Source organism: Roseicyclus sp. (assembly GCF_965662675.1).
Taxonomy (GTDB): Bacteria; Pseudomonadota; Alphaproteobacteria; order Rhodobacterales; family Rhodobacteraceae; genus Roseicyclus.
The window spans coordinates 46,164-68,216 of record NZ_CBFIIK010000004.1; the positions used below are offsets into that span (position 1 = coordinate 46,164).

Sequence of the window (22,053 nt, forward strand, 5' to 3'; positions counted from 1 at the left end):
AAAAAAGCACTGGACCCTAGCAGGATCGACATAGTTTATCCCAGGTGAGACCATACAGAAGGGAGACTACCTGATGAGTCGCAAAATCGTGCTCGCTGCTGCTGCTTTGCTTTTGTCGGCACCGATGGCCATGGCTGATGCCCATGCCGCTTCCGGTGATGCGGCGGCAGGCGAACGTGTGTTCAACCAGTGCGTGGCCTGCCACGTCGTGCAAAACGAGGCCGGCGAAACCTTGGCTGGCCGCAACGCTCGCACCGGCCCGAACCTTTACGGGATCGCAGGCAAGACTTGGGCCCATATCGAGGATTTCCGCTGGTCGCCCGGCATGACGGCATTGAAGGATGCCGGCATTCTGGTGACCGAGGAAAGCTTTGTCGCCTATGTCCAAGACCCCACCGGCTATATCCGCGAGGCGACGGGCAACAACTCTGCTCGTGGCGCGATGAGCTTCCGCGTCCGCTCCGAAGCGGATGCGCTCAACGTCTATGCCTACATCGTGTCGCTCGCGGCCGAGTAAGCGGTTGATTTAGGGTTTCTTGACGGCAACCCGGACAGAGGGCGCCCCGATGGGCGCCCTTTTTCATGTCGCGGCGATGAAGTGCCTGATCTCGGCCAAGACGCGGGCAGGTGCCTCTTCATGCGCGAGATGACCGATCCCTGGCAGAATGATCAGCTTGGCATGCGGCATGATCTGCGCGGCGCGTTCCGCCACCCTTGAGGGCACGGCGGCGTCGTTTTCGCCGTGGATGAAAAGCGTTGGCGTGGTGATCGACGGCAGCGCCGCGTTCAAGGCATCGAGCGACCATTGCGCCATCATTGCCAGCGTTCCGTCGACATGGGCGCGCCGCCCGATCAGATGGGCGTAGCGTGCCAGCCCGACCTCATCCAGAGTGGTGCCAGCCGAGGTCAGGATCGCGCGCACTTGCGCCACCCCACGCCCGCCCTGCGCGATCAAAAGCCCGGTGAAGGGGTTGAGCGCCAGCATTTTTGCCATGACCGGAAAAAGCCAGCCAGCGGTGCCTTGGAAATTCTCGAGGGCGCCATTGATGATGACCAGATGTGCCGCTGAAATCAGACCCTGATGCGCCAATTCGAGACTGACGGCACCACCCGCCGAATGCCCGATCACAAGGCGCGGCGACCAGCCTTGTTGCTCACAAAGACCGGCGATATCGCGCGCTACATCCCCGAGACGCGCCCGCCCCTTGGGGCTTCGTGTCCAGCCATGGCCGGGCAGGTCCAGCGCGATGACGCGGTGATCACGGGCCAGATCGGGGATCAGCCCGGCCCAGCTGTGGCTGGATGCCCCCGCGCCATGCAGCAACAAGATGTCCGGCCCCGCCCCCATGACCTGCACATGCCAGCGATGCGGCTTGGCCGCGATGATCTGGCTGTTCGCCGCATTCGGCCAGTCCGGCGGGGGCAGGTCTGCCGCGTTCATGCAAGGTTCAGCGATGCATCCACCGCCGCAGACAGGGCGCGTGCATCGGCCCGCGGCAACGCCAGATAGGGCGCGCCCAAATCGCCCGCCAACCCGGCAAGGCCCGGTGTTGGCCGAAACCCTGTATCGATCACCAGCGCAGGAAAGCCGCGCGCGCGGATCGCCTTGGCCATTGCGGTTGCATCCATGCCTGCCTGCGCGCGATTGGCGATACCGGCCAGATCGACATTGGCCCGGCCATCGGTCAACAGCGCGAGCGAGGCGGTCATCCCCTTGCCTTGCGCCAAAAGAGCAAGCTCCATCGCCGCCTTCAGCCCGGCTGCCAAGGGTGTGCCGCCGCCACCCGGCAACTGCGCCAAGCGGCGTTTTGTCTGCACAAGCGAGCGCGTCGGCGGCAAGAGCACCTCGGCCCCGTCACCGCGAAACGCGATAAGGGCGACATGATCGCGCCGCGCATAGGCCTCGCCCAGCAATAGCTCGATCGCGCCCTTCGCCTCACCCAGCCGGGCAAGCGCCGCCGAGCCGGAGGCATCGACGATGAAGATGATCGCGCGGTCGGATGTCTCTTCGAACTGTCGAAGGCGGATATCGGACATCTGGATATGCAGGCGGTCATGGGCACCGCTGGCCTTGCGCCGCATCGGTTGCCAAGGGGCAGCCGCGCGCAGGGTCGCAACCAGATCGACGCGCGCATCGCCGCCCATCCGGCCCGGCCGCGATGGTAATGGGCGCCCGCGGCGATTGCCCTTCTTGGCTGCGCCCGAGCCGTTGGCCGCTGGCGCTTGGCGCGCTGCGCGCCCTGCTTGCAGCCGGGCCAAAAGGTCGGGGGGCAGCATCGCCTTCGCCGCCTCGATCAGCATCTCGACCGGGGGGAGGTCGGTTTGCTCCTGCTCATCGGCATTGTCCGGCATTTCCGCCTCTGGCGGGGGTGAGTCAGGCTCTGATTCCGGCGGCGGCTCTTGCGCGTCTTGTGGGATTTGCGTCGCGCGCGGGGCCAGCACCAACTCAACCGCGAGGGTCAAATCCGCTTGTTCGACCCTTTGTTCGCCCATCAGCGCGGCGCTTGCGCGGGCCAAGGCCAGTGCTTGGAGCGGTGCGCGCAGCGACCCGATACCCAAGCGCGCCGCGACCTCGGCCATCTCGCAAATGGCGCTGTCGGGAACCGTGACGCGCGGCAAAAGCAACCGCGCCTCGGCCAGAGCTGCTTGATCCAAGGCAAGCTCGGGCGCCTGAGATAGACCTTGTGCGACCAGATCAACATGAATGGCGAGGCGATCGGCCAAAGCGGTGGGTAGGCGCTCGTCTGGCTCTGCGCCTTCGTCGAAGGCGATCAGCGACAGGCCGCTGTCCCCATCGATCGCCGTGGCAAGCCGTGCTGCCAATCCGGGCTTTACCCGTTCGGCCATGGGCATGAGCAAAACCGCTGGGCCATCCAGTATCCCGCGCGTGCGCACGACACGGCCCTCGGCCAAAGTCGCGGCAAGATCAATCCCCCCAAACAGCGCGTCATCACCGATACCGGGGTGAAGCCGCCGCAAGGATAGACCCTGCAATGCCGTTTCGAGCCCTTTTTGGACCCTGTCCCTGACCGGCCCAACTCGGGCGCGCAGCCAGATACCGCCCAGTGCCGCCGGGTCGATGGCGAAACAGGCCAGCGCGAGGTTGACCCTTTGCCAGCGTTCCTCGCCGTCGGTCGTCACGCCAAGACCTCCTCCACCACGCGGATCACACGGGTGGTTGACCCTGCCTCGTCCAGCGGATCGCGCCGCAGGCGATGGCGCAGGGCCGCGGGTGCGACACGGCGTAGGTGATCGCGCGTCACCATGCGGGCGCCCTCATAGGCGGCAAGGGCACGGGCGGCGCGCAAGAGCGTCAACTCTCCACGCAGACCGTCAGACCCAAGCGCGACGCAAAGTTCGGCACAGTCTCGCAAGATCGGCTCGCCAGCTTCGACATGGCCAAGCCCATCGCGCGCGGCGACGATCTGGGCGCGCAGGTCCAAATCGGCACCGCGCCATTCGATCAAGAAGCCGCCCGGATCGCGGTCATAGCTGTCGCGGCGGCGGATCACCGCGATCCGTGTGTCGATGTCCTTGGGCGAGGTCACATCGACTGACAGCCCGAACCGGTCAAGCAGCTGTGGGCGCAGCTCGCCCTCTTCGGGATTACCCGACCCCACCAGCACGAAACGCGCGGCATGGCGGATCGACAGACCCTCGCGCTCGACGACATTCAGACCCGATTGCGCGACATCGAGCAGCAAATCGACCAGATGATCCTCGAGCAGATTGACCTCGTCGATATAGAGATAGCCACGATTTGCGCGCGCCAGCAGGCCCGGTTCAAAGGCCTTTTCGCCCCGCGTCAGCGCTTTTTCGATGTCGAGCGCGCCGACAACGCGATCCTCGGTCGCGCCAAGCGGCAAGTCGATCACCGGCGTTGGCTTTTCGATGATGCTGGTGTCGCTTACCTGCGCCCATTCGGGGATTTCCCCTTCATGCGCCGAATTCACCGGGCAGCCCGCGACCGCGCTGATCGGTGGCAGCAGGGCCGCCAGCCCGCGCACGGCGGTCGATTTGCCAGTGCCGCGATCGCCGAACACCAGCACGCCGCCGATACCGGGGTCGATGGCGGTCAGGATCATGGCCAGCTTCATATCCTCTTGCCCGACGATGGCGGAAAAGGGGAACGGCCCCGTCAGCGTGACATCCTTCATTCAGCAGCAACTTTCATGTCTGTGGCGGGGTTTGCGTGCGCGATAATCAGCTCGGGGGTTTGGCCCGCCCAGCTGCCTTCGATCGCGTCGACGCGAAACCTTGCGTATAGCTCTTCCTTGAACAGCCCCTCGTCGCGCACGGCGCGAATGGCCGTGGCATGGGGGCCATCGGCGCGGGCAAAAGTGGCCATGCTGGCTGTATCGGGCCAGATCGAAAAGGTGGCCTGTCGGACAAGCGGCAACTCACCGAAGCCGAACTTGAACAAAACATTCGGGTCGCCGCCGATCGCGCGCGAGATCGCGGGCTCATGCCGCCAAAAGCGGGGCGCGGTCCGCATGCGTACAGTCGCGCGTGTCATGGCCGCGACGGGACCATCGGCCGCGACATTTTGCGGGGTGAAGGGGCTGGCGCCATCCCACTGACCGCGCACGGTGGTTGGGGTGAGAAAAACGGTCATCCGCTCATCGGCCATGGCCGCGTATCGGCGAAAGATGCGCGTGCCGAACATGGCGCGCCGCGCGGTATCATGGTCGGGCCATGTGGCCAAGATTGCATAGACGGAGGTATTGGGGATGGGCGTGAACCCCTCGCCTACGCCTGAGCCGCATAGCTTTACCGTGCCGATGTCACGAATGGCCCGCAGGGCGAATCGTGCTGGCCCCATCTGGAACAGCGCCCATGCGCGCGCGCGGACTGTGCCGAAGCGAAACAGGCTTAGGGTGACGGATTGCATGGCCGGTCCTCCATGTGTCAACAAAGTCTGACATATTGCAGCTGAGAAGAAAAGGCAATTCGCCCATAGATTGTCTTGGCAAAATGGGCGCCACTGCCCTATTGTCAATCCAACTAGACAGTATGAGGCCCGGATGACCGACCGACCAAATACCGCCGCATCCAGCGCGCTCGTGATCGGGGCAGGGCTTGGCGGCCTGTCGGCTGCGATGCGGCTGGGGGCCAAGGGGTATCGGGTGACGCTACTCGACCGGCTCGACCGGGCCGGCGGGCGCGGCTCTTCGATCACGCTAAACGGCCATCGCTTCGACCTTGGCCCTACCATCGTCACCGTGCCGCAGGTGTTCGAACAGCTTTGGGCCGAATGTGGGCGCGATTTCCGCAAGGATGTCGATCTGCGCCCAATTGATCCCTATTATGAGATCCGCTGGCGCGATGGCTCTGTCTTTACTGTCCGCCAAGACGAGCAGGCGATGATCGAAGAGGTGGCCCGCCTCAGCCCCCGCGATGTTCCGGGCTACAAGCGCTTCCTGAAGGATAGTGAGGCGCGCTACCAGTTCGGCTTCGAGGGGTTGGGCCGCCGCCCGATGAATAAGCTGATGGATCTGATCCGCGAATTGCCGGGTTTCGTCAGGCTGCGCGCCGACCGCTCCGTCTATGCCCATGCCAGCGCCCGCGTGCGTGATCCGCGCTTGCGCATGGCGCTGTCGTTTCACCCGCTCTTCATCGGGGGTGATCCGACGCATGTGACCTCGATGTATATTCTCGTCAGCCATCTCGAGAAAGAATTCGGGGTGCATTACGCGATGGGCGGTGTGCAGGCGATGGCCGATGCGATGGTGCGCGTGATCGAGGATCAGGGCGGCACCGTACGGCGCGGTGTCGAGGTGGATGAGATCACCGTGACCGCTGGCCAAGCCGATGGCGTCATCACAAGTGATGGTGAGCGTATCGCCGCCGATATCGTGGTGTCGAACGCCGATCCGGGGCATACCTACGATCGGCTTTTGCGCAACCAGACCAAGCGGCGCTGGACGCCCGCGCGCCTGAACCGCGCGCGGTGGTCCATGGGCCTGTTCGTCTGGTATTTCGGAACCAAGGGGACCAAGGGCAAATGGGCCGACGTGGGTCACCACACGATCCTGAATGGGCCGCGCTACAAGGGGCTGCTCAACGATATCTTCATGAAGCGACATCTGGCCCATGACATGTCGGTCTATCTCCACCGCCCCTCGGTCACCGATCCCTCTGTCGCGCCCTCTGGTGACGATACCTTCTATGCGCTCAGCCCGGTGCCGAACCTGCATGGGCAGGGCAGCGTTGATTGGGCCGCGATGCAAGAGACCTATCGCCAAAGGCTTGCAAAGGTGTTGAACGATCACCTGATGCCCGGTTTCGAGGATCATCTGTCAGCCAGCCACATCTTGAACCCTGCTGATTTCGAAACCCGTTACCTCAGCCCTCATGGCGCGGGCTTCAGCCTTGAACCCAGAATTTTCCAATCGGCGTGGTTTAGGCCGCACAACATCTCCGAGGAATTCGGGAACCTCTTTCTCGTCGGCGCGGGCACACATCCCGGCGCGGGTATCCCGTCTGTCGTCACCTCATCCGAGGTGCTGACCCAACTCGTCCCCGACGCGCCGCGCCCCTATGTGCGGCTTGATACCAAGGTTGCCGCCGAATGATCCGGCCTGATGATCTGGAATGGTGCCGCAATGCGATCCGTGAGGGGTCGTATTCCTTTCATGCGGCCTCCAAGCTGCTGCCTGCCGATGTGCGTGATGCGGCCTTAGCGCTTTATGCCTTTTGCCGGGTCGCCGATGACGAAGTCGATTTCGGTGCGAACAAGCCCGCCGCCGTGCTGCGGCTGCGTGACCGGCTCGAACTGGCCTATGCCGGTCGGCCCAAGGATGCGCCGGCGGACCGTGCCTTTGCCAGCTTGATCGAAGACTACGAGATGCCGCGCGCTTTGCCCGAGGCGCTCTTGGAAGGTTTGGCTTGGGACGGGATGGAGCGGCGCTATGCCAGCCTGTCCGATCTGCGCGCCTATTCTGCGCGTGTCGCCTCGGCGGTGGGGGCGATGATGTGCGTGCTGATGGGCGTGCGCGACCCCAACGCCTTGGCGCGGGCTTGCGATCTGGGGGTTGCGATGCAGCTCACCAACATCGCCCGCGATGTTGGCGAAGATGCGCGTGCGGGCCGGCTGTACCTGCCGACCGATTGGCTGGACGAGGCGGGGATCGATGTTGCCGCCTTTTTGGCTGATCCGCGCCCCTCGCCTGATATTCGGCGGATGGTGCGTCGCCTTTTGACCGAGGCTGACAGGCTTTATTACCGCTCGGAGGCGGGGGTAAAGGCACTGCCAATTGCCGCGCGACCCGGCATTTTCGCGGCGCGCCATTGCTATGACGCGATCGGGCGCAAGCTGGCACGCGGCGGATATGACAGCGTCACCTGCCGCGCCTTCACCACGCGCGGTCAGAAAATGCGCCTTTTGGGGTGGTCGATCATGCGGGCGGGCGTGGTCAGCGTCTTGCCGCAAAGCCCGGTGATCTATGCCCGCCCCTTGCCTGAGGTGGCCTTTCTGGTCGAGGCGGCGGCGCATCCGGTCGATGCCAAGGCGGGCTGGGGCGACAATCTTTTGGCGGTTCTGTCGCAGCTCGAGGCGCGTGACCGCGACGATGACGGCTTGGCGCGCGGGGCGTGACGCCCTATGTCCCAATCATGGATTGGGCATTATTCGCGATTTTTCTGGCCGCTTGCGGCGCGGCCGCCACGACCGGCTCGATGTTCATGCCGGGCGCGTGGTATCGCGGCCTGTCGAAACCAAGCTGGACACCGCCTGATTGGGTCTTTCCGGTCGCGTGGACGGTGCTTTACCTGTCATCAGCCGTTGCCGCCGCACGCGTTGCACCACTTGAGGGTGCGGCCTATGGCATGGCGTTCTGGGCGATGCAGATCGCGTTCAACACGCTCTGGACCCCAGTGTTCTTCGGCTTGCGGCGGATCAGGGCCGCGTTTTTCATCATGCTTGGCCTGTGGATCGCGGTGGCGGGCACGATGGTCAGTTTCATCCAGCTCGACTGGATCGCAGGCGCGCTTTTCGTGCCTTACCTGATCTGGGTCACCATTGCGGGCGCGCTGAACGCCAGCGTTTGGATGCGCAACCGGGCGGAGGCGGCCCAACCCACAAGCTGAAATGCAAAAGGCGCCCCGAGAGGCGCCTTTTTGTTTCATCGACCGCAAAGATCAGCTGAGCGAGCGCTCGACCTCTTCGCGTTCGAAAATCTCGATGACATCGCCCTTGCGGATATCTTCGTAATTCTCGAAGGCCATGCCGCATTCTTGGCCCGATTGCACTTCCTTGACCTCGTCCTTGAAGCGCTTGAGGGTCTTGAGCGTGCCTTCGTGTATCACGACATCGTCGCGCAACAGGCGCACGCCAGCCGAGCGGCGCGCAACGCCCTCGGTGACCAGACAGCCCGCAACATTGCCAACGCCCGAGACCTTGAAGACTTCGCGGATCTCGGCATAGCCGATGAAGTTTTCGCGGATTTCGGCACCCAAAAGGCCCGAGGCTGCGGCCTTCACATCATCCACAAGGTCGTAGATCACCGAGTAATAGCGGATTTCCACGCCCTTTTGATTGGCGCTGCTGCGCGCGGGCGCATTTGCACGGACGTTGAAGCCGATGACCGGTGCGCCCGAGGCTTCGGCAAGGCCGATATCGGACTCAGTGATCGCGCCCACGCCGTAATGCAGAACGCGCACCCGCACCTCTTCGTTGCCGATCTTTTCCATCGCTTGCACGATGGCTTCTGCAGAGCCTTGCACATCGGCTTTGACCACGATGGGCAACTCGGCCACGCTCTTGTCGGCCTTGGCCTTGGCCAAAAGCTGATCCAGCGTTGTCGCGGCACCAACGGCGGCGCGCTTGTCCTTGGCGGCCTGATGACGGTATTCCGCGATCTCGCGGGCCTGCGCCTCGGTCGCGACGACGTTGAGAACATCGCCTGCTTCCGGTGTGCCGTTCAGTCCCAAAACCTCGACAGGTACCGAAGGGCCCGCTTCCTTGATGCGCTCGCCACGGTCGTTCTCCATCGCGCGGACCTTGCCCCACTGTTCGCCGACGACAAAGATGTCGCCCTGCTTCAGCGTGCCTTTTTGAACCAGCACGGTCGCCACCGGGCCACGGCCCACATCAAGCTGCGCTTCGATCACCGCACCTTCGGCGGGGCGATCGGGGTTGGCGTTCAGTTCGAGGATTTCGGCCTGAAGCGCGATGGCCTCAAGCAATTCGGGCAAGCCTTGGCCTGACACGGCAGATACTTCGACATCCTGCACATCGCCCGACATCTTTTCCACGACGACTTCGTGCTGCAACAGATCGGTGCGCACCTTGTCTGCATTCGCAGCAGGTTTGTCGATCTTGTTGATCGCAATGATCATCGGCACCTTGGCGGCCTTGGCGTGGTTGATCGCCTCGATCGTCTGAGGCATGACCGCGTCATCGGCGGCCACGACCAGCACGACGATATCGGTGACATGCGCACCGCGCGCCCGCATCGAGGTAAAGGCTGCGTGGCCGGGTGTGTCGAGGAAAGTCAGAACCGCGCCGCTTTCGGTCGTCACCTGGTAGGCGCCGATATGCTGCGTGATGCCGCCGGCTTCGCCCGAGACGACATTTGCCTTGCGGATACGGTCGAGAAGCGAGGTCTTGCCGTGGTCGACATGGCCCATGATCGTGATGACCGGTGGGCGCGGCCGAAGATCGCCAGCATTGTCGTTGACCGAGACGATGACGTCTTCGACATCAGCGTCAGAGACGCGCTGCACCCGGTGGCCGAATTCCTCGATGATCAATTCCGCCGTATCGGCATCGATCGCCTGATTCTGCGTGACCATCATGCCCATTTTCATGAGCGATTTCACGACATCGGCGGCGCGCTCGGCCATGCGGTTGGCGAGTTCCGAGACGAGGATCGTCTCGGGCAACTGCACATCGCGCACGACCTTTTCGCGGTCGACCATGCCGCCCATCGCCTTTTGGCGCTGACGTTCTTGTTTCCGCTTCATCGCCGCCATAGAGCGCTGACGACCGCCTTCGCCGCCGGTCAGCGCTTGGCTGACCGTCAGCTTGCCCGAGCGACGCTCGCTGTCGCGTTCGGCTGTGCGTGCGCGGCCTGCGCGATCATCTTCTTCGGCCTTGCGGCGTGTGGGAGGCGGCAAGGGCTTGTTCGCCCCGCCGCGCGAGCCCGGCGTCGCAGCAGCGGCGGCTTCGACAGCGGCAGGGTCGCTGACCACTTCTTTGGGCGCAGCAGAGGCGGGGGCGTTGCGGCGTGCATCTTCTTCGGCACGGCGACGCGTTTCTTCCTCTTCCTTGGCGCGCAGGGCCTCTTCGCGCTCACGGTCTTCGCGTTCCTTGGCCTCGGCCTCGGCACGGCGACGGACGCGATCATCCTCGCGATCTTTTTCTTCCTGCTGACGGCGCGCTTCGTCCTCGACCTCGCGGGCCTTGGCGTTTTGCAGCGCCTTCAGGCGGCGTTCGAGTTCTGCATCGGGGACGGATTTTTCCCGCTTACCGCCCTCGGCATTCTGTGCCGCGGCGGATTGTGTGCCGGGTTTGGGGACAACCACGCGCTTGCGCTTGGTCTCGACCACGACGCTTTTGCTGCGTCCGCGCGAGAAGCTCTGGCTGACGCGGCCCGAAAGGGCGCCACCAGAAAGGCCAAGGGGTTTTTTTCCGTCCGTGTCGCTCATGCGTTCCGTTCGTCTTTCCCGGCGGGGTGTCCGCCGTCTGCCTTGCGCAGGCCTTGTAGTTTCGCGGCACCCTCTACAACACGAGGGGCCAAACCACCAGCGGCAAGCGCGCCATGTATCACACTTTGGCGTCCGAATGCCAAACCCAATTCCTGGGCTGTCAGGACGCTGAAATAGCGGGCACCCGTGGGTGTCCACAGCTTGGATTTGCCCCGTTCAGAGCCATCGGTGGCCTGAAGCAGAACCTTGACCTGTTTGGTGGCCAACCAATCCTTTACCTTCTCGAAGCCGGCGACGGCTTCGCCTGCTTTGCGCGACAGCGCGATCAGATCGGTCAGCCGCCGGATCAAGCCCGCCTCGACCCGATCGAGCAGATCGGGCGGGATGGTCACCGGCTGCTTGGCAGCCCGCGAAAAGAGGTTCTTCTTTATCGCAAGCTCAAGTGCCGCGCGGTCGGCCGACACCCAGATACCGCGGCCGGGCAGCTTTTCGGCCAGATCCGGCGCGACCTGCCCATCGGGGCCGATGACGAAACGGATCAAGCCGTTCTTGGGCTGAACCTCGGCGGTGGCGATACACCGCCGCTCTGGCCCGTCCTCCCGTTCTGTTTTCTGTCCGCCCCGGCTCATCTGCGGGTCTCCGAAGGGGAGGGCCTTAGCCCTCCGCCTCCTCGGCTTCGGCTGCGGCCTGTGCTTCCAGCTCCTCGATCGTGACCCAGCCCAGTTTGACGCGGGCTGTCATGATCATGTTCTGCGCCTCTTCAAGGCTGACTTCGAAGGGCTCGAGCAGACCATCATCCTTGACCCGTTCGCCATTCACCGTGGTCCAGCCACCGGCCAGTTCCCAATCGGCGCAGGTCGCGAAGTCATCGAGCGATTTGATGCCATCCTCGCCCAGCGCAACAAGCATCTGGGGCGTCAGACCGTCGAATTCAACAAGCGCGTCCTCGACACCCAAAGCGCGGGCTTTTTCCAAGGCTTTCTTGTTCTGCTCTTCAAGGTAATCGCGGGCGCGCGCCTGAAGCTCACCTGCGGTACCTTCGTCGACGCCCTCGATAACCAACAGCTCGTCCATTTCGACATAGGCGACCTCTTCAAGCGAGGTGAACCCTTCGGAGACAAGCAGCTGAGCAAAGAATTCGTCAAGGTCGAGCGTGTCCATGAACAGGCGCGTGCGCTCTTCGAACTCGGCCTGACGGCGCTTGGATTCTTCTTCTTCGGTCAAGATGTCGATGTCGAGGCCGGTCAACTGGCTGGCCAGACGCACGTTCTGACCGCGCCGACCGATGGCAAGCGACAGCTGCTCGTCGGGAACGACGACCTCGATGCGCTCGGCCTCTTCGTCGATGACGACCTTGGACACTTCGGCAGGCTGAAGCGCGTTCACTAGGAATGTGGCGGCATCTTCGTTCCACGGGATGATGTCGATCTTCTCGCCCTGAAGCTCGTTGACCACGGCTTGGACGCGCGAGCCGCGCATACCGACACAGGCGCCGACGGGGTCGATAGAGTTGTCATAAGAGATGACGGCGATCTTGGCGCGCGAACCGGGGTCGCGGGCGACGGCCTTGATCTCGATGATGCCGTCATAGATCTCGGGCACTTCCATCTTGAACAGCTCGGCCATGAATTCCGGCGCGGTGCGCGACAGGAAGATCTGCGGCCCGCGTGCTTCGCGGCGCACATCCTTGATGTAGCAGCGGATGCGGTCGCCGTTGCGATAGGCCTCGCGGCCGATTTTCTCGTTGCGGCGCAAAACGCCTTCGCCACGACCCACATCCACGATGACGTTGCCGTATTCCTCGCGCTTAACGACGCCGTTGATGATGGTGCCGGCGCGGTCGCGGAATTCTTCGTACTGGCGGTCACGCTCGGCTTCGCGGACCTTTTGCAAGATCACCTGCTTGGCCGATTGGGCGGCGATCCGGCCCAGTTCGACGGGTGGGATCTCGTCGATGATGACATCGCCCACCTTGGGATCATCGAGATAGGGCTTGGCCTGTGCGACGGTCAGCTCGGCCTTTTCGTTTTCGACGGCGTCATCTTCGACGACCGTGCGCACGCGCGTAAACGAGGCGCGACCGGTCTTGCGGTCGATCTTGACGCGAATGTCGAGATCGGCGCCGTAACGCGACTTGGCCGCGCGGGCGAGGGATTCTTCCATCGCTTCCACGACCAGCGAGGGGTCGATCATCTTTTCGCGTGCCACCGCATCCGCGGTTTGCAACAGTTCCAGCTGGTTGGCTGACGTGATGGACATTGTGGTTAATCCTCCGCCTTCGAGGTGTCTTCCTCGATCTCGTCAAATTGTGTTTCGTCGATAATTCCAGCCGCTTTGCGCGCCCGGAGCATTTCACGGATCAGCTCGTCGGTCAGGATCAGCTTGGCATCCGACAACCAGTCGAAATGCAGGCCGACCGTGATGGTTTCGCCGCCTTCTTCGATATTCACGAGAACCTCGTCACCCTCGACACCGGCCAACAGGCCGCGAAAGCGCCGCCGCCCGTCGATCATCTCGGTGGTCTCGACGCGGGCCTCGTAACCTTCCCAATTCTCGAAATCCTTGAGCCGGGTCAGCGGCCGATCGATTCCAGGGCTGGAGACTTCCAGCGCATAGGGGTCTTCGAGCGGGTCTTCGACATCCAGCACCGCGCTGACAGCTGTCGAGACAAGGGCGCATTCATCCACTTCGATCCCGCCATTGGGGCGTTCGATCATGATCTGCAAGGTATTGCTTTTGCCACCCATCAGGCGAATGCGCACGACTTCGAACCCCATATCTTCGATGACAGGGGTCAGGATCTCGGCCATGCGCCGGTCGATGGCGGTCTTGGCGATGAGGTCGTTCATGTCGCTGACATACCTTCAGAAACGAAAAAACGGGCCGCGCGGCCCGTCGAACTTGTCCGGTGGTGCCATCCGGTTTGGACCCGGGGGCGCCGCTGTTGACCGCCATATAGGGGGAATCACCGCGCGGTGCAAGCCTATGCGCCGGGGCGGCCCATGCAGGGATCGCGCGTTGCCTTGGGCGCGCGATTGGCACAAGCTGTCGTTCGCCATTGTAACGAAGGGAGTTGTTGATGCGCACACGTGCCGCTGTTGCGATCGAGGCCGGAAAGCCGCTGCAAATCATGGAAGTGAACCTTGAAGATCCCAAGGCCGGTGAGGTTTTGGTCGAGATCAAGGCCACGGGTATTTGCCATACCGATGAATTCACCTTGTCGGGTGCCGACCCCGAGGGGCTGTTTCCCTGTATTCTGGGCCATGAGGGGGCGGGCGTTGTCTTGGCCGTGGGCGAGGGTGTCACCACGCTGAAACCCGGCGATCATGTCATCCCGCTTTACACGCCGGAATGCCGCCAGTGCTATTCCTGCCTCTCGGGCAAGACGAACCTTTGCACCGCGATCCGCAATACCCAAGGCCAAGGGCTGATGCCTGACGGGACCACGCGCTTTTCGATGCTCGATGGCACACCGATCTTTCATTACATGGGCTGTTCGACCTTTGCCAACCACACGGTGATGCCGGAAATCGCGCTTGCCAAGGTGCGGCCCGACGCGCCCTTCGACAAGATCTGCTATATCGGCTGCGGCGTGACGACGGGGATCGGTGCCGTGATCAACACCGCCGGCGTCGAGATCGGTTCGACCGCCGCGGTCTTCGGGCTTGGTGGTATCGGGCTCAACGTGATCCAAGGGCTGCGCATGGCGGGCGCGGATATGATCATCGGTGTCGATCTGAACGACGCCAAGGAAGAGATGGCGCGCAAATTCGGGATGACGCATTTCATCAACCCCGCGAAAATCGAAGGTTCGGTCGTGCAGGCGATCGCTGACCTGACCAAGCGCGGGATCGATCACATTGGCGGCGTTGACTACAGTTTCGACGCGACGGGCAACGTCAAAGTCATGCGCGACGCGCTGGAATGCGCGCATCGCGGCTGGGGCGTTTCGGTGATTATCGGGGTGGCGCCCGCAGGGGCCGAGATTGCGACGCGACCTTTCCAACTTGTCACTGGCCGGGTTTGGAAGGGCACGGCCTTCGGTGGGGCCAAGGGGCGCACCGATGTGCCGAAATTCGTGGATTGGTACATGGATGGGAAGATCGAGATCGATCCGATGATCACCCACACCATGCCCCTCGACGAGATCAACAATGCCTTCGCGCTGATGCATGCGGGAAAATCGATCCGCTCGGTCGTGGTCTATTGATCCGATGAACGCCCCCGTGGGCCTCGTGATCCGCCCTGTCACCAAGGCCGATGTCGCGGCCTTGGTGGAAATCATGCTGCCGGTGTTCCGCGCGGGCGAGACCTATGCCATCGATCCCGACATCACGCAGGAGGGGGCGATTGCCTATTGGTGCAGCGCCGAGAAGACGGTTTTTGTTGCCGAGGCGCGCGACCATATCATGGGAAGTTATTACATCCGTCCCAATCAGGGCGGCGGCGGGGCGCATGTGTGCAATTGCGGGTTCGTCACCGCGGGAGCCGCGCAAGGCAAGGGCGTGGCGCGCGCGATGCTGGATCATGCATTGGCCACGGCAAAAGCGCAGGGCTATCGCGCGATGCAGTTCAATTTCGTCGTGGCCAGCAATCAGCGCGCGGTCGCGATATGGGAGCGTGCGGGCTTTGGCATCGTCGGGCGGTTGCCCGGCGCTTTTGCCCATCCCAAGCATGGCGATGTCGATGCCTTGGTGATGTGGAAAGATCTTGGGGTGCGGCCTTGAAACGGAGGCTTGCAGCCCTTGCCCTTGTGGCGTTCTGCCCGCTTGGCCCGGCCTTGGCCGAGATACCGCCGCTTGCCGTGGCAAGCGCGGCGGGCAGCATCGCGATCTCGCTTTTCGACATCGCCGATATCGCCGTATCGGAATCGGGCGCGATCACCGAGATCTTCATCACCCTGATGCCCGGTGCCGATGCGCAATTGGCGGCGCTTGGCCCAACCGAGGGTGAGCGGCTGATCGCCCATATCTGCGGCCTGAATTTCCAAAGCGCGCCCATGCGCTTGCCACTGACAGGGCATCTTTACCTTGTGCAGACCACGATGATGCGTGGCTGGGCGCTACAGGCGCTTTGGCAAGGCACAGCCAGCTGCGAGACGCTGTCGCCCGAGATTTTCGTCGATTGAATGTCGGGCTTTGCCCCGTTCTTCTTGTTCGGGGGGCTCTGCCCCCGGCCTACGGCCTCCCCCGGGATATTTATGAAACAGAGAAGGGGCGGGCGCGTTAACCTTGATGCTGGGTTAACTGTCAGGCGCACTTGTAACGGGCGAGGAAGGTTTTGACCGCCTCTGCGGCGACGCGGTCGATCTCATCCGCGCTGGGGTCTTTCTCGATGCCGAAAAGAACCTTGAGCATCAGATCGGCGCGGCACAGCTGGGCCAGCTGATCGGCGGCCAAGAAACTGTCTTCGATGGCAAGTGATTTGCGCGCTTTCGGGCTGTCGAGATACTGGGCGATCTTGCGCCCCCATTTCTTGGGCCCGCTTTCATAAAAGGCGCGGCCAAGCTCGGGGAAGCGCTGGGCCTCGGCGACGCAAACGCGGAACATGTCTTGGCCGAAGCGCGACAGGAAAAACGTGATCAGCGTCTTGCAGATCACATGCAGCGTTTCTTCGACGGTCAGGTTGTTGGTATCGTCGAGGAATTCCACCTCGGCCTGTTGGGCGCACTCGGCCTCGAGTACGGCGAGGAAAAGATGCTGCTTGTCGGGAAAATAGCTGTAGAGCGTGGCCTTTGACACGCCGGCATCGCGCGCGATGACATCGACGCTGGCACCCTCATAGCCTTCGCGCATGAAGACAGAGCGCGCGCCTTCGATCACCTGATCGAATTTGCGACCTTTCTTGATCTGCGCTGGTGCGTTCATTCTAGTCTCCCCTACGGAACAAACGTAAACCATTCAGTTCAGTTTCGGCAAGGATTTCGACGCAGCGCACATGGATGCGGGATGGATGGACTCTGTGTGCGAGGCGGATTAGCCAAGCGATATGATCGAAATCTTTCTCAAGACATTGCCGTTTTTCGCCCTGATCGGCTTGGGCTGGCAGGCGTGCCGCAGCGGGTTCTTTACCGCCGAGGCGGCGGCCTATCTGACGAAATTCGTCTTTTACTTCGCGTTGTCGGCGATGCTGTTTCGCTTTGCCGCGAACCTGTCGCTGTCCGAGATCCTCGATTGGTGGTTTGTGGCGGCTTATTTGTGGGGCTGTTTCGTCGTCTATGCCATCGCCACGGCGGTAGCCTTTTTGCGTGGTCGTTCGATTGCCGAAGCGGCGGTCGAGGCGCAATGTGCGGTGATCGGCAATACCGGGTTTCTGGGCGTGCCGATGCTGATCGTCTTGATGGGCGAGGCGGCGGCGGGCCCTGTGCTGATGGTCTTGGCGCTGGATCTGATCGTGTTTTCCTCGATCATCGTGATCTTGATCACCGGCAGCCGTGATGGGCGGATGTCGCTGGGCATCGTCAAGACGGTCGGTCTGGGCCTCGTCAAGAACCCGATGATCGTGTCGATGGTGCTGGGGTTGAGTTGGTCCGCAACGGGTATGCCCTTGCCGGGGCCGGTCAACGAATTCTTGGGTATTCTGGGCGCGGCGGCGACGCCCGGGGCGCTGTTTGCCATCGGTGCCTCGCTTGCCGGGAAATCGGCCGAGCGGATCGAGGTGGCGGGGTGGTTGAGTTTCTGCAAGCTGGTGCTGCACCCGGCGGCGGTGGCATTCGCGGCGCTGTTGCTGTTTCCGGTGCCGACATTCGAGGCGGCCGTGATGATCGCGGCGGCGTCATTGCCGGTGGCGGGCAACATCTTCATGCTGGCGCAGCATTACGGCGTTGCGCCGCAACGGGTATCGGCGGCGATATTGGTGTCGACGGTGGTGTCGATTCTGACCGTGTCGGTGGTCATCGCCTGGGTATCCGAGATGGCGGGGATCATGCCGGGCGGCTGACGGAGGAGATGACAGGATGGAAACGATTTCCGAGAACCGCTGTTTCGGCGGCACGCAAGGTGTCTATCGCCATGCATCCGATGCCACGGGCACGGAGATGACATTCGGCCTGTTCCTGCCTGCCGAGGCGGCCGAGGGGCCGGTGCCGGTTTTGTGGTATCTGTCTGGGCTGACCTGTACGCACGCCAATGCGATGGAAAAGGCGGGGGCGCAGCAATGGGCGGCCGAGCAAGGTATCGCACTGATCTTTCCCGACACCTCGCCGCGTGGGGCGGGTGTGCCCGATGATACAGGTTATGATCTGGGGCAGGGGGCGGGGTTCTATGTGAACGCGACCCAAGACCCTTGGGCCAAGCATTTCCAGATGTGGAGCTATATAACCGATGAATTGCCCGCGGCGCTGTTCAAGCGCTTTGCGCTCGATGAGGCGCGACAAGCGATCACCGGGCATTCGATGGGCGGACATGGCGCGCTGACCATCGCGATGAGCTTTCCGGATCGCTTCGCCAGCGTCTCGGCACTCGCGCCGATCTGTAACCCGATGGAAAGCGATTGGGGCCGCAAGCAGTTCGCGGCCTATCTGGGCACGGATGCCGCGCTGTGGGCGGCGCATGATGCCACGGAACTGATGCGCGCGCGTGGTTTTGCGGGGCCGATCCTGATCGATACCGGCACGGCGGACCAGTTCGGGCATCACTTGGGGACCGCGGCCTTGGCGGGGGCCATCGCCGCGCGGCGTCAGCATGCGACGATCCGGTTTCAGCCGGGCTATGATCACAGCTATTACTTCGTTTCGACCTTCATGGAGGATCACGTGAATTTCCACGCCGAGGCGCTTTATGGGGTGGGCGCATGACACCGCAGGCCGTGATTTTCGACATCGGGAATGTGCTGATCGGTTGGCAGCCCGAGGATTACTATGATCGCGTCTATGGCGAGGATCGCCGTCGCGCGCTGTTTGCCGAGGTCGATCTGCACTGGATGAACGAGAGGGTGGATCGTGGTGAGCCCTTTACGCAAGTCATCTATGAAACCGCTGATGCGCATCCGAAATGGCGCGCCGAAATCCGGGATTGGCATGACAGCTGGATCGAATTGGCAACGCCCGTGATCCATCATTCCGTTACGCTGTTGCGGCGGTTGCGCGCCAAGGGGGTGCCGGTGCATTGCCTGACGAATTTCGGGGTGGACAGCTACGCCTATGCCCAGACGCAGTTCGATTTCCTGAACGAGTTCGATATCGAGTTTGTCTCGGGGCGGATGCAGGTGACCAAACCCGATCCGCGCATCTACGAGATGGTCGAGGCGGAATTGGGTGTGGCGCCGGGCGCGATCCTGTTCGCCGATGACCGGGAGGCCAATATCAAGGTCGCGCTCGATCGTGGATGGCAGGCCCATCTTTTCGAGCATCCACAGGGATGGGCTGACCGCTTGGTCGCGGCAGGGCTGTTGAGCGCGGATGAGGCAGCGGCGTGAGCGTTCCCTTGATCGGGCCCGAGGTCGAGGCGCGGCTGGATTGGCTGGGCCTGTGCGATGCGATCGAGGCTGGGCATGCGCGGCCAAGGGCCGAGATCGCGGACAGTTTCCTCTATCGCGGGGGCGATACGCTGCTCAGCCGCGCGGCGTGGATTGATGGCTTGGGGCAGTTGGTCAAGACGGCGACGATCTTTCCGGGCAATGCGGGTTTGGGCAAACCGGCGGTGAACGGGTCGGCGGCGCTTTATTCCGACACGGATGGAACGCTGGCCGCGATTGTCGATTTCCACCTGCTGACCAAGTGGAAGACGGCAGGCGACAGCCTGTGTGCCGCGCGGATGTTGGCGCGGCCCGATAGTGCGGCCATCCTGATCGTGGGGGCCGGAACGGTCGCGGCCTCGCTCCGGGAGGCGTATGGCGCGCTTTTCCCGGATGCGCGGTTTACGGTCTGGAACCGCAGCCGCGCAGGCGCAGAGCGGCTGGCGGCGCGCTACCCCGGCATGGGGGTGGCCAATGATCTGGCTGCCGCTGTTGGCGAAGCCGACATCATAACCTGTGCCACCATGGCCACCGATCCGGTGTTGAAGGGCGCGTGGCTGCGACCGGGCCAGCATGTTGATCTGATCGGCGCCTATCGACCCGACATGCGCGAGGCCGATGATGAGGCGCTGCGCCGCGCCCGCATCTTCGTCGACAGCCGCGCCACGACCATCGGCCATATCGGCGAGTTGAAGATCCCGCTGGCCCATGGGGTGATATCCCAGCGCGATGTGGTTGCCGATTATTATGACCTTGCAACGGGTGCCTTTGCCCGGCGGTCGGACGACGAGATCACGCTGTTCAAGAACGGCGGTGGCGCGCATCTCGACCTGATGACGGCGCGGTATGTTTTGGATCGGGCGGGCGGCTAAAGCGTGGCCGCCAGCCTTGCGCCCTGATCGATCGCACGTTTCGCATCAAGCTCGGCGGCGACGTCGGCGCCGCCGATGATGTGGGGGGTCAGGCCGCGGGCGGTCAGGGTGTCGGCGAGGCTGCGTTCGACCTCTTGGCCGGCGCAGAGCACGATGGTGTCGACCGCGATCAAGGTGGGGTTCTCGCGGCCCGCGCCATGGCTGATGTGCAGGCCATCGGCATCGATCCCCTCGTAATTCACGCCCGCGATCATCTTGACGCCCTTCATCTGAAGGCTGGCGCGGTGAATCCAGCCCGTGGTCTTGCCAAGGCGTTTGCCGGGTTTCTCGGGCTTGCGTTGCAGCATCACGACCTGCCGTGCGGGGGCTGTGGGCTGCGGCCCTTCGGGGGCAAGGCCGCCGCGATGGGCCGCGGGGTCGGTGACGCCCCATTCGCGCATCCACAGATCGGGGGAAAGGGTGGGGCTTTCGCCCTGATGCGTCAGGTATTCGGCCATGTCGAAGCCGATGCCGCCCGCCCCGATGATGGCGACGCGCTGGCCCACAGGCGCGCGGCCCGCCAGCACATCGACGTAACTTAGCACATTCGGCCCATCCTGGCCCGGAATGCCCGGGTCGCGGGGGCGGACGCCGGTGGCGATGATCACCTCGTCAAAGCCTGTCAGATCATCGGCGCTGGGCGCTGTGCCAAGGCGCAAATCGACGCCCGCCGTAGCAAGGGAAGTGGCGAACCAATCGACAAGGCCGATGAATTCTTCCTTGCCGGGGATGGTCTTGGCCATGTTGAGTTGGCCGCCGATTTGGAGCGCCTTGTCCCAGAGCGTCACGCCATGCCCGCGTTCGGCGGCGACAAGGGCCGCCATCATGCCAGCGGCGCCCGCGCCGACCACGGCGATGCGCTTGGGCGTGGTGGCCTTGGTGTAGCGCAATTCCGTCTCATGACAGGCGCGGGGGTTCACAAGGCAACTGGTCAGCTTGCCGGAAAATGTATGGTCAAGACAGGCCTGATTGCATGCGATGCAGGGCGCGATCTGGCCTGCCTGACCCGCCATCGCCTTGGCCACGAAATCGGGATCGGCCAGAAAGGGGCGCGCCATGCTGACCATGTCGGCACAGCCTGTGGCCAGAACATCCTCGGCCACCTCGGGGGTGTTGATGCGGTTCGACGTGATGATGGGGATGCCCACCTTGCCCATCAGCTTTTGTGTCACCCAAGCAAAGGCCTTGCGCGGGACGGAGGTGGCGATGGTGGGGATGCGCGCCTCGTGCCAGCCGATACCGGTGTTGAGGATGGTGGCGCCCGCCGCCTCGATCGCTTGCGCGAGTTGCACGACTTCTTCATGGGTCGAGCCATTGGGGATCAGGTCGATCATCGACAGGCGGTAGATGATGATGAAATCGGGGCCGACGGCGGCGCGGGCGCGGGCCACCACCTCGACCGGCAGGCGCATCCGGTTCTCATAGCTGCCGCCCCAGCGGTCGGTGCGGCGGTTGGTGTGGGTGACGAGGAACTGGTTGAGGAAATACCCCTCGCTGCCCATGACCTCGACCCCGTCATAGCCCGCTTGTTGTGCGCGGATGGCGGCGGTGACGATATCGGCGATCTGTTTCTCGATCCCCTCCTCATCCAGTTCTTTGGGCGGAAAAGGCGAGATGGGCGATTTGACGGCCGAAGGGGCGACACAATCGGGCGAATAGGCATAGCGCCCGGCATGGAGGATCTGCATCGCGATCTTGCCGCCCGCGTCATGGACGGCATCGGTGACAATGCGGTGGTTGGCGACGTCTTGATCGGTGAAAAGCCCCGCCGCGCCGGGGAATACGCCGCCCTCGCGGTTGGGCGCCATGCCGCCGGTCACGATCAGCCCGACATGGCCGCGCGCGCGTTCGGCGTAAAAAGCCGCAACGCGCGGCCAATCGCGGGTCTCTTCAAGCCCGGTATGCATCGAGCCCATCAGCACGCGGTTTTTCAGCGTGGTGAAACCCAGATCGAGCGGCGCCAGAAGATGCGGATAACCTGTCTTGCCCATGAACCCCTCCGTTCCCTGATCAGCAGGTAAACCCGAGGCGCGGCCTG

General features: G+C 63.2%; 21 protein-coding genes. 11 read left to right on the forward strand and 10 right to left on the reverse strand.

All coding sequences use genetic code 11. The features are described 5' to 3' along the window. Positions 1 to 73: 73 nt before the first annotated feature. Positions 74 to 517, forward strand: coding sequence for a c-type cytochrome (locus tag ACTG4J_RS01870; protein ID WP_439136792.1), 444 nt, complete (start codon positions 74 to 76; stop codon positions 515 to 517). A gap of 63 nt (positions 518 to 580) precedes the next feature. Here the strand turns inward: ACTG4J_RS01870 and bchO are convergent, their stop codons facing one another. The 4 genes from bchO to crtA are packed head-to-tail and all read right to left on the reverse strand — an operon-like array spanning position 581 to position 4,891. Further along, positions 581 to 1,441 carry an alpha/beta fold hydrolase BchO gene (gene bchO, locus ACTG4J_RS01875; protein WP_439136793.1) on the reverse strand — a complete coding sequence of 287 codons (861 nt, stop codon included), beginning with the start codon at positions 1,439 to 1,441 and terminating at the stop codon, positions 581 to 583. Continuing rightward, a complete protein-coding gene (locus tag ACTG4J_RS01880) occupies positions 1,438 to 3,141 on the reverse strand; it encodes a magnesium chelatase subunit D (RefSeq protein WP_439136794.1) in 1,704 nt (567 codons plus the stop codon). Before ACTG4J_RS01880 ends, bchO begins: the two co-directional genes overlap by 4 nt. After that, positions 3,138 to 4,142, reverse strand: a complete 1,005-nt coding sequence (gene bchI, locus ACTG4J_RS01885; protein WP_439136842.1) for a magnesium chelatase ATPase subunit I — start codon at positions 4,140 to 4,142, stop codon at positions 3,138 to 3,140. Before bchI ends, ACTG4J_RS01880 begins: the two co-directional genes overlap by 4 nt. 11 nt (positions 4,143 to 4,153) lie before the next feature. Beyond that, a complete protein-coding gene (gene crtA, locus ACTG4J_RS01890; RefSeq protein ID WP_439136795.1) occupies positions 4,154 to 4,891 on the reverse strand; it encodes a spheroidene monooxygenase in 738 nt (245 codons plus the stop codon). A gap of 133 nt (positions 4,892 to 5,024) precedes the next feature. Between crtA and ACTG4J_RS01895 the strand changes: the two genes are divergently transcribed. Genes ACTG4J_RS01895 through tspO form a run of 3 tightly spaced genes read left to right on the forward strand, consistent with a single transcriptional unit; the run spans position 5,025 to position 8,088 of the window. Next, positions 5,025 to 6,575 (forward strand): phytoene desaturase, encoded by a 1,551-nt coding sequence (locus ACTG4J_RS01895; protein WP_439136796.1) that lies wholly within the window; start codon positions 5,025 to 5,027, stop codon positions 6,573 to 6,575. Next, positions 6,572 to 7,597, forward strand: a complete 1,026-nt coding sequence (crtB, locus tag ACTG4J_RS01900; protein WP_439136797.1) for a 15-cis-phytoene synthase — start codon at positions 6,572 to 6,574, stop codon at positions 7,595 to 7,597. Before ACTG4J_RS01895 ends, crtB begins: the two co-directional genes overlap by 4 nt. Positions 7,598 to 7,614: 17 nt before the next feature. Further along, the gene (gene tspO / locus ACTG4J_RS01905; RefSeq protein ID WP_439136798.1) at positions 7,615 to 8,088 is read left to right on the forward strand and encodes a tryptophan-rich sensory protein TspO; all 474 of its coding nucleotides are present in this window, start codon (positions 7,615 to 7,617) and stop codon (positions 8,086 to 8,088) included. 51 nt (positions 8,089 to 8,139) lie between these two features. Here the strand turns inward: tspO and infB are convergent, their stop codons facing one another. From infB to rimP, 4 genes are read right to left on the reverse strand one after another with little or no spacing between them, the layout of a single operon-like run. Then, positions 8,140 to 10,650, reverse strand: a complete 2,511-nt coding sequence (infB, locus tag ACTG4J_RS01910) for a translation initiation factor IF-2 (protein ID WP_439136799.1) — start codon at positions 10,648 to 10,650, stop codon at positions 8,140 to 8,142. After that, a complete protein-coding gene (locus ACTG4J_RS01915; protein WP_439136800.1) occupies positions 10,647 to 11,279 on the reverse strand; it encodes an RNA-binding protein in 633 nt (210 codons plus the stop codon). Before ACTG4J_RS01915 ends, infB begins: the two co-directional genes overlap by 4 nt. 25 nt (positions 11,280 to 11,304) lie before the next feature. Further along, positions 11,305 to 12,909: a transcription termination factor NusA gene (gene nusA, locus ACTG4J_RS01920; protein ID WP_439136801.1), complete on the reverse strand. Its 1,605-nt coding sequence runs from the start codon at positions 12,907 to 12,909 to the stop codon at positions 11,305 to 11,307. A 5-nt stretch (positions 12,910 to 12,914) separates the two neighbouring features. After that, entirely contained in the window at positions 12,915 to 13,499 is a 585-nt protein-coding gene (gene rimP / locus ACTG4J_RS01925) for a ribosome maturation factor RimP (RefSeq protein WP_439136802.1), read from the reverse strand. Between the two features lie 230 nt (positions 13,500 to 13,729). Between rimP and ACTG4J_RS01930 the strand changes: the two genes are divergently transcribed. From ACTG4J_RS01930 to ACTG4J_RS01940, 3 genes are read left to right on the forward strand one after another with little or no spacing between them, the layout of a single operon-like run. Further along, positions 13,730 to 14,860, forward strand: coding sequence for an S-(hydroxymethyl)glutathione dehydrogenase/class III alcohol dehydrogenase (locus ACTG4J_RS01930; RefSeq protein WP_439136803.1), 1,131 nt, complete (start codon positions 13,730 to 13,732; stop codon positions 14,858 to 14,860). Positions 14,861 to 14,864: 4 nt separating this feature from the next. After that, positions 14,865 to 15,377 carry a GNAT family N-acetyltransferase gene (locus tag ACTG4J_RS01935; protein ID WP_439136804.1) on the forward strand — a complete coding sequence of 171 codons (513 nt, stop codon included), beginning with the start codon at positions 14,865 to 14,867 and terminating at the stop codon, positions 15,375 to 15,377. Then, positions 15,374 to 15,778: a hypothetical protein gene (locus ACTG4J_RS01940; RefSeq protein WP_439136805.1), complete on the forward strand. Its 405-nt coding sequence runs from the start codon at positions 15,374 to 15,376 to the stop codon at positions 15,776 to 15,778. The genes ACTG4J_RS01935 and ACTG4J_RS01940 overlap by 4 nt, the downstream gene beginning before the upstream one ends. Positions 15,779 to 15,899: 121 nt before the next feature. Here the strand turns inward: ACTG4J_RS01940 and ACTG4J_RS01945 are convergent, their stop codons facing one another. Then, positions 15,900 to 16,517, reverse strand: a complete 618-nt coding sequence (locus tag ACTG4J_RS01945; RefSeq protein ID WP_439136806.1) for a TetR/AcrR family transcriptional regulator — start codon at positions 16,515 to 16,517, stop codon at positions 15,900 to 15,902. 121 nt (positions 16,518 to 16,638) lie between these two features. Between ACTG4J_RS01945 and ACTG4J_RS01950 the strand changes: the two genes are divergently transcribed. Genes ACTG4J_RS01950 through ACTG4J_RS01965 form a run of 4 tightly spaced genes read left to right on the forward strand, consistent with a single transcriptional unit; the run spans position 16,639 to position 19,976 of the window. Beyond that, on the forward strand, positions 16,639 to 17,589 hold the full coding sequence (locus tag ACTG4J_RS01950) for an AEC family transporter (RefSeq protein WP_439136807.1): 951 nt from the start codon (positions 16,639 to 16,641) through the stop codon (positions 17,587 to 17,589). A 16-nt stretch (positions 17,590 to 17,605) separates the two neighbouring features. After that, positions 17,606 to 18,445 (forward strand): S-formylglutathione hydrolase, encoded by an 840-nt coding sequence (fghA, locus tag ACTG4J_RS01955; protein ID WP_439136808.1) that lies wholly within the window; start codon positions 17,606 to 17,608, stop codon positions 18,443 to 18,445. Then, the gene (locus ACTG4J_RS01960; protein WP_439136809.1) at positions 18,442 to 19,065 is read left to right on the forward strand and encodes an HAD family hydrolase; all 624 of its coding nucleotides are present in this window, start codon (positions 18,442 to 18,444) and stop codon (positions 19,063 to 19,065) included. The genes fghA and ACTG4J_RS01960 overlap by 4 nt, the downstream gene beginning before the upstream one ends. Then, entirely contained in the window at positions 19,062 to 19,976 is a 915-nt protein-coding gene (locus ACTG4J_RS01965) for an ornithine cyclodeaminase family protein (RefSeq protein ID WP_439136810.1), read from the forward strand. Before ACTG4J_RS01960 ends, ACTG4J_RS01965 begins: the two co-directional genes overlap by 4 nt. Here ACTG4J_RS01965 and ACTG4J_RS01970 read toward each other — a convergent pair. Beyond that, positions 19,973 to 22,006, reverse strand: coding sequence for an FAD-dependent oxidoreductase (locus ACTG4J_RS01970; protein WP_439136811.1), 2,034 nt, complete (start codon positions 22,004 to 22,006; stop codon positions 19,973 to 19,975). The genes ACTG4J_RS01965 and ACTG4J_RS01970 overlap by 4 nt on opposite strands. Positions 22,007 to 22,053 lie beyond the last annotated feature (47 nt).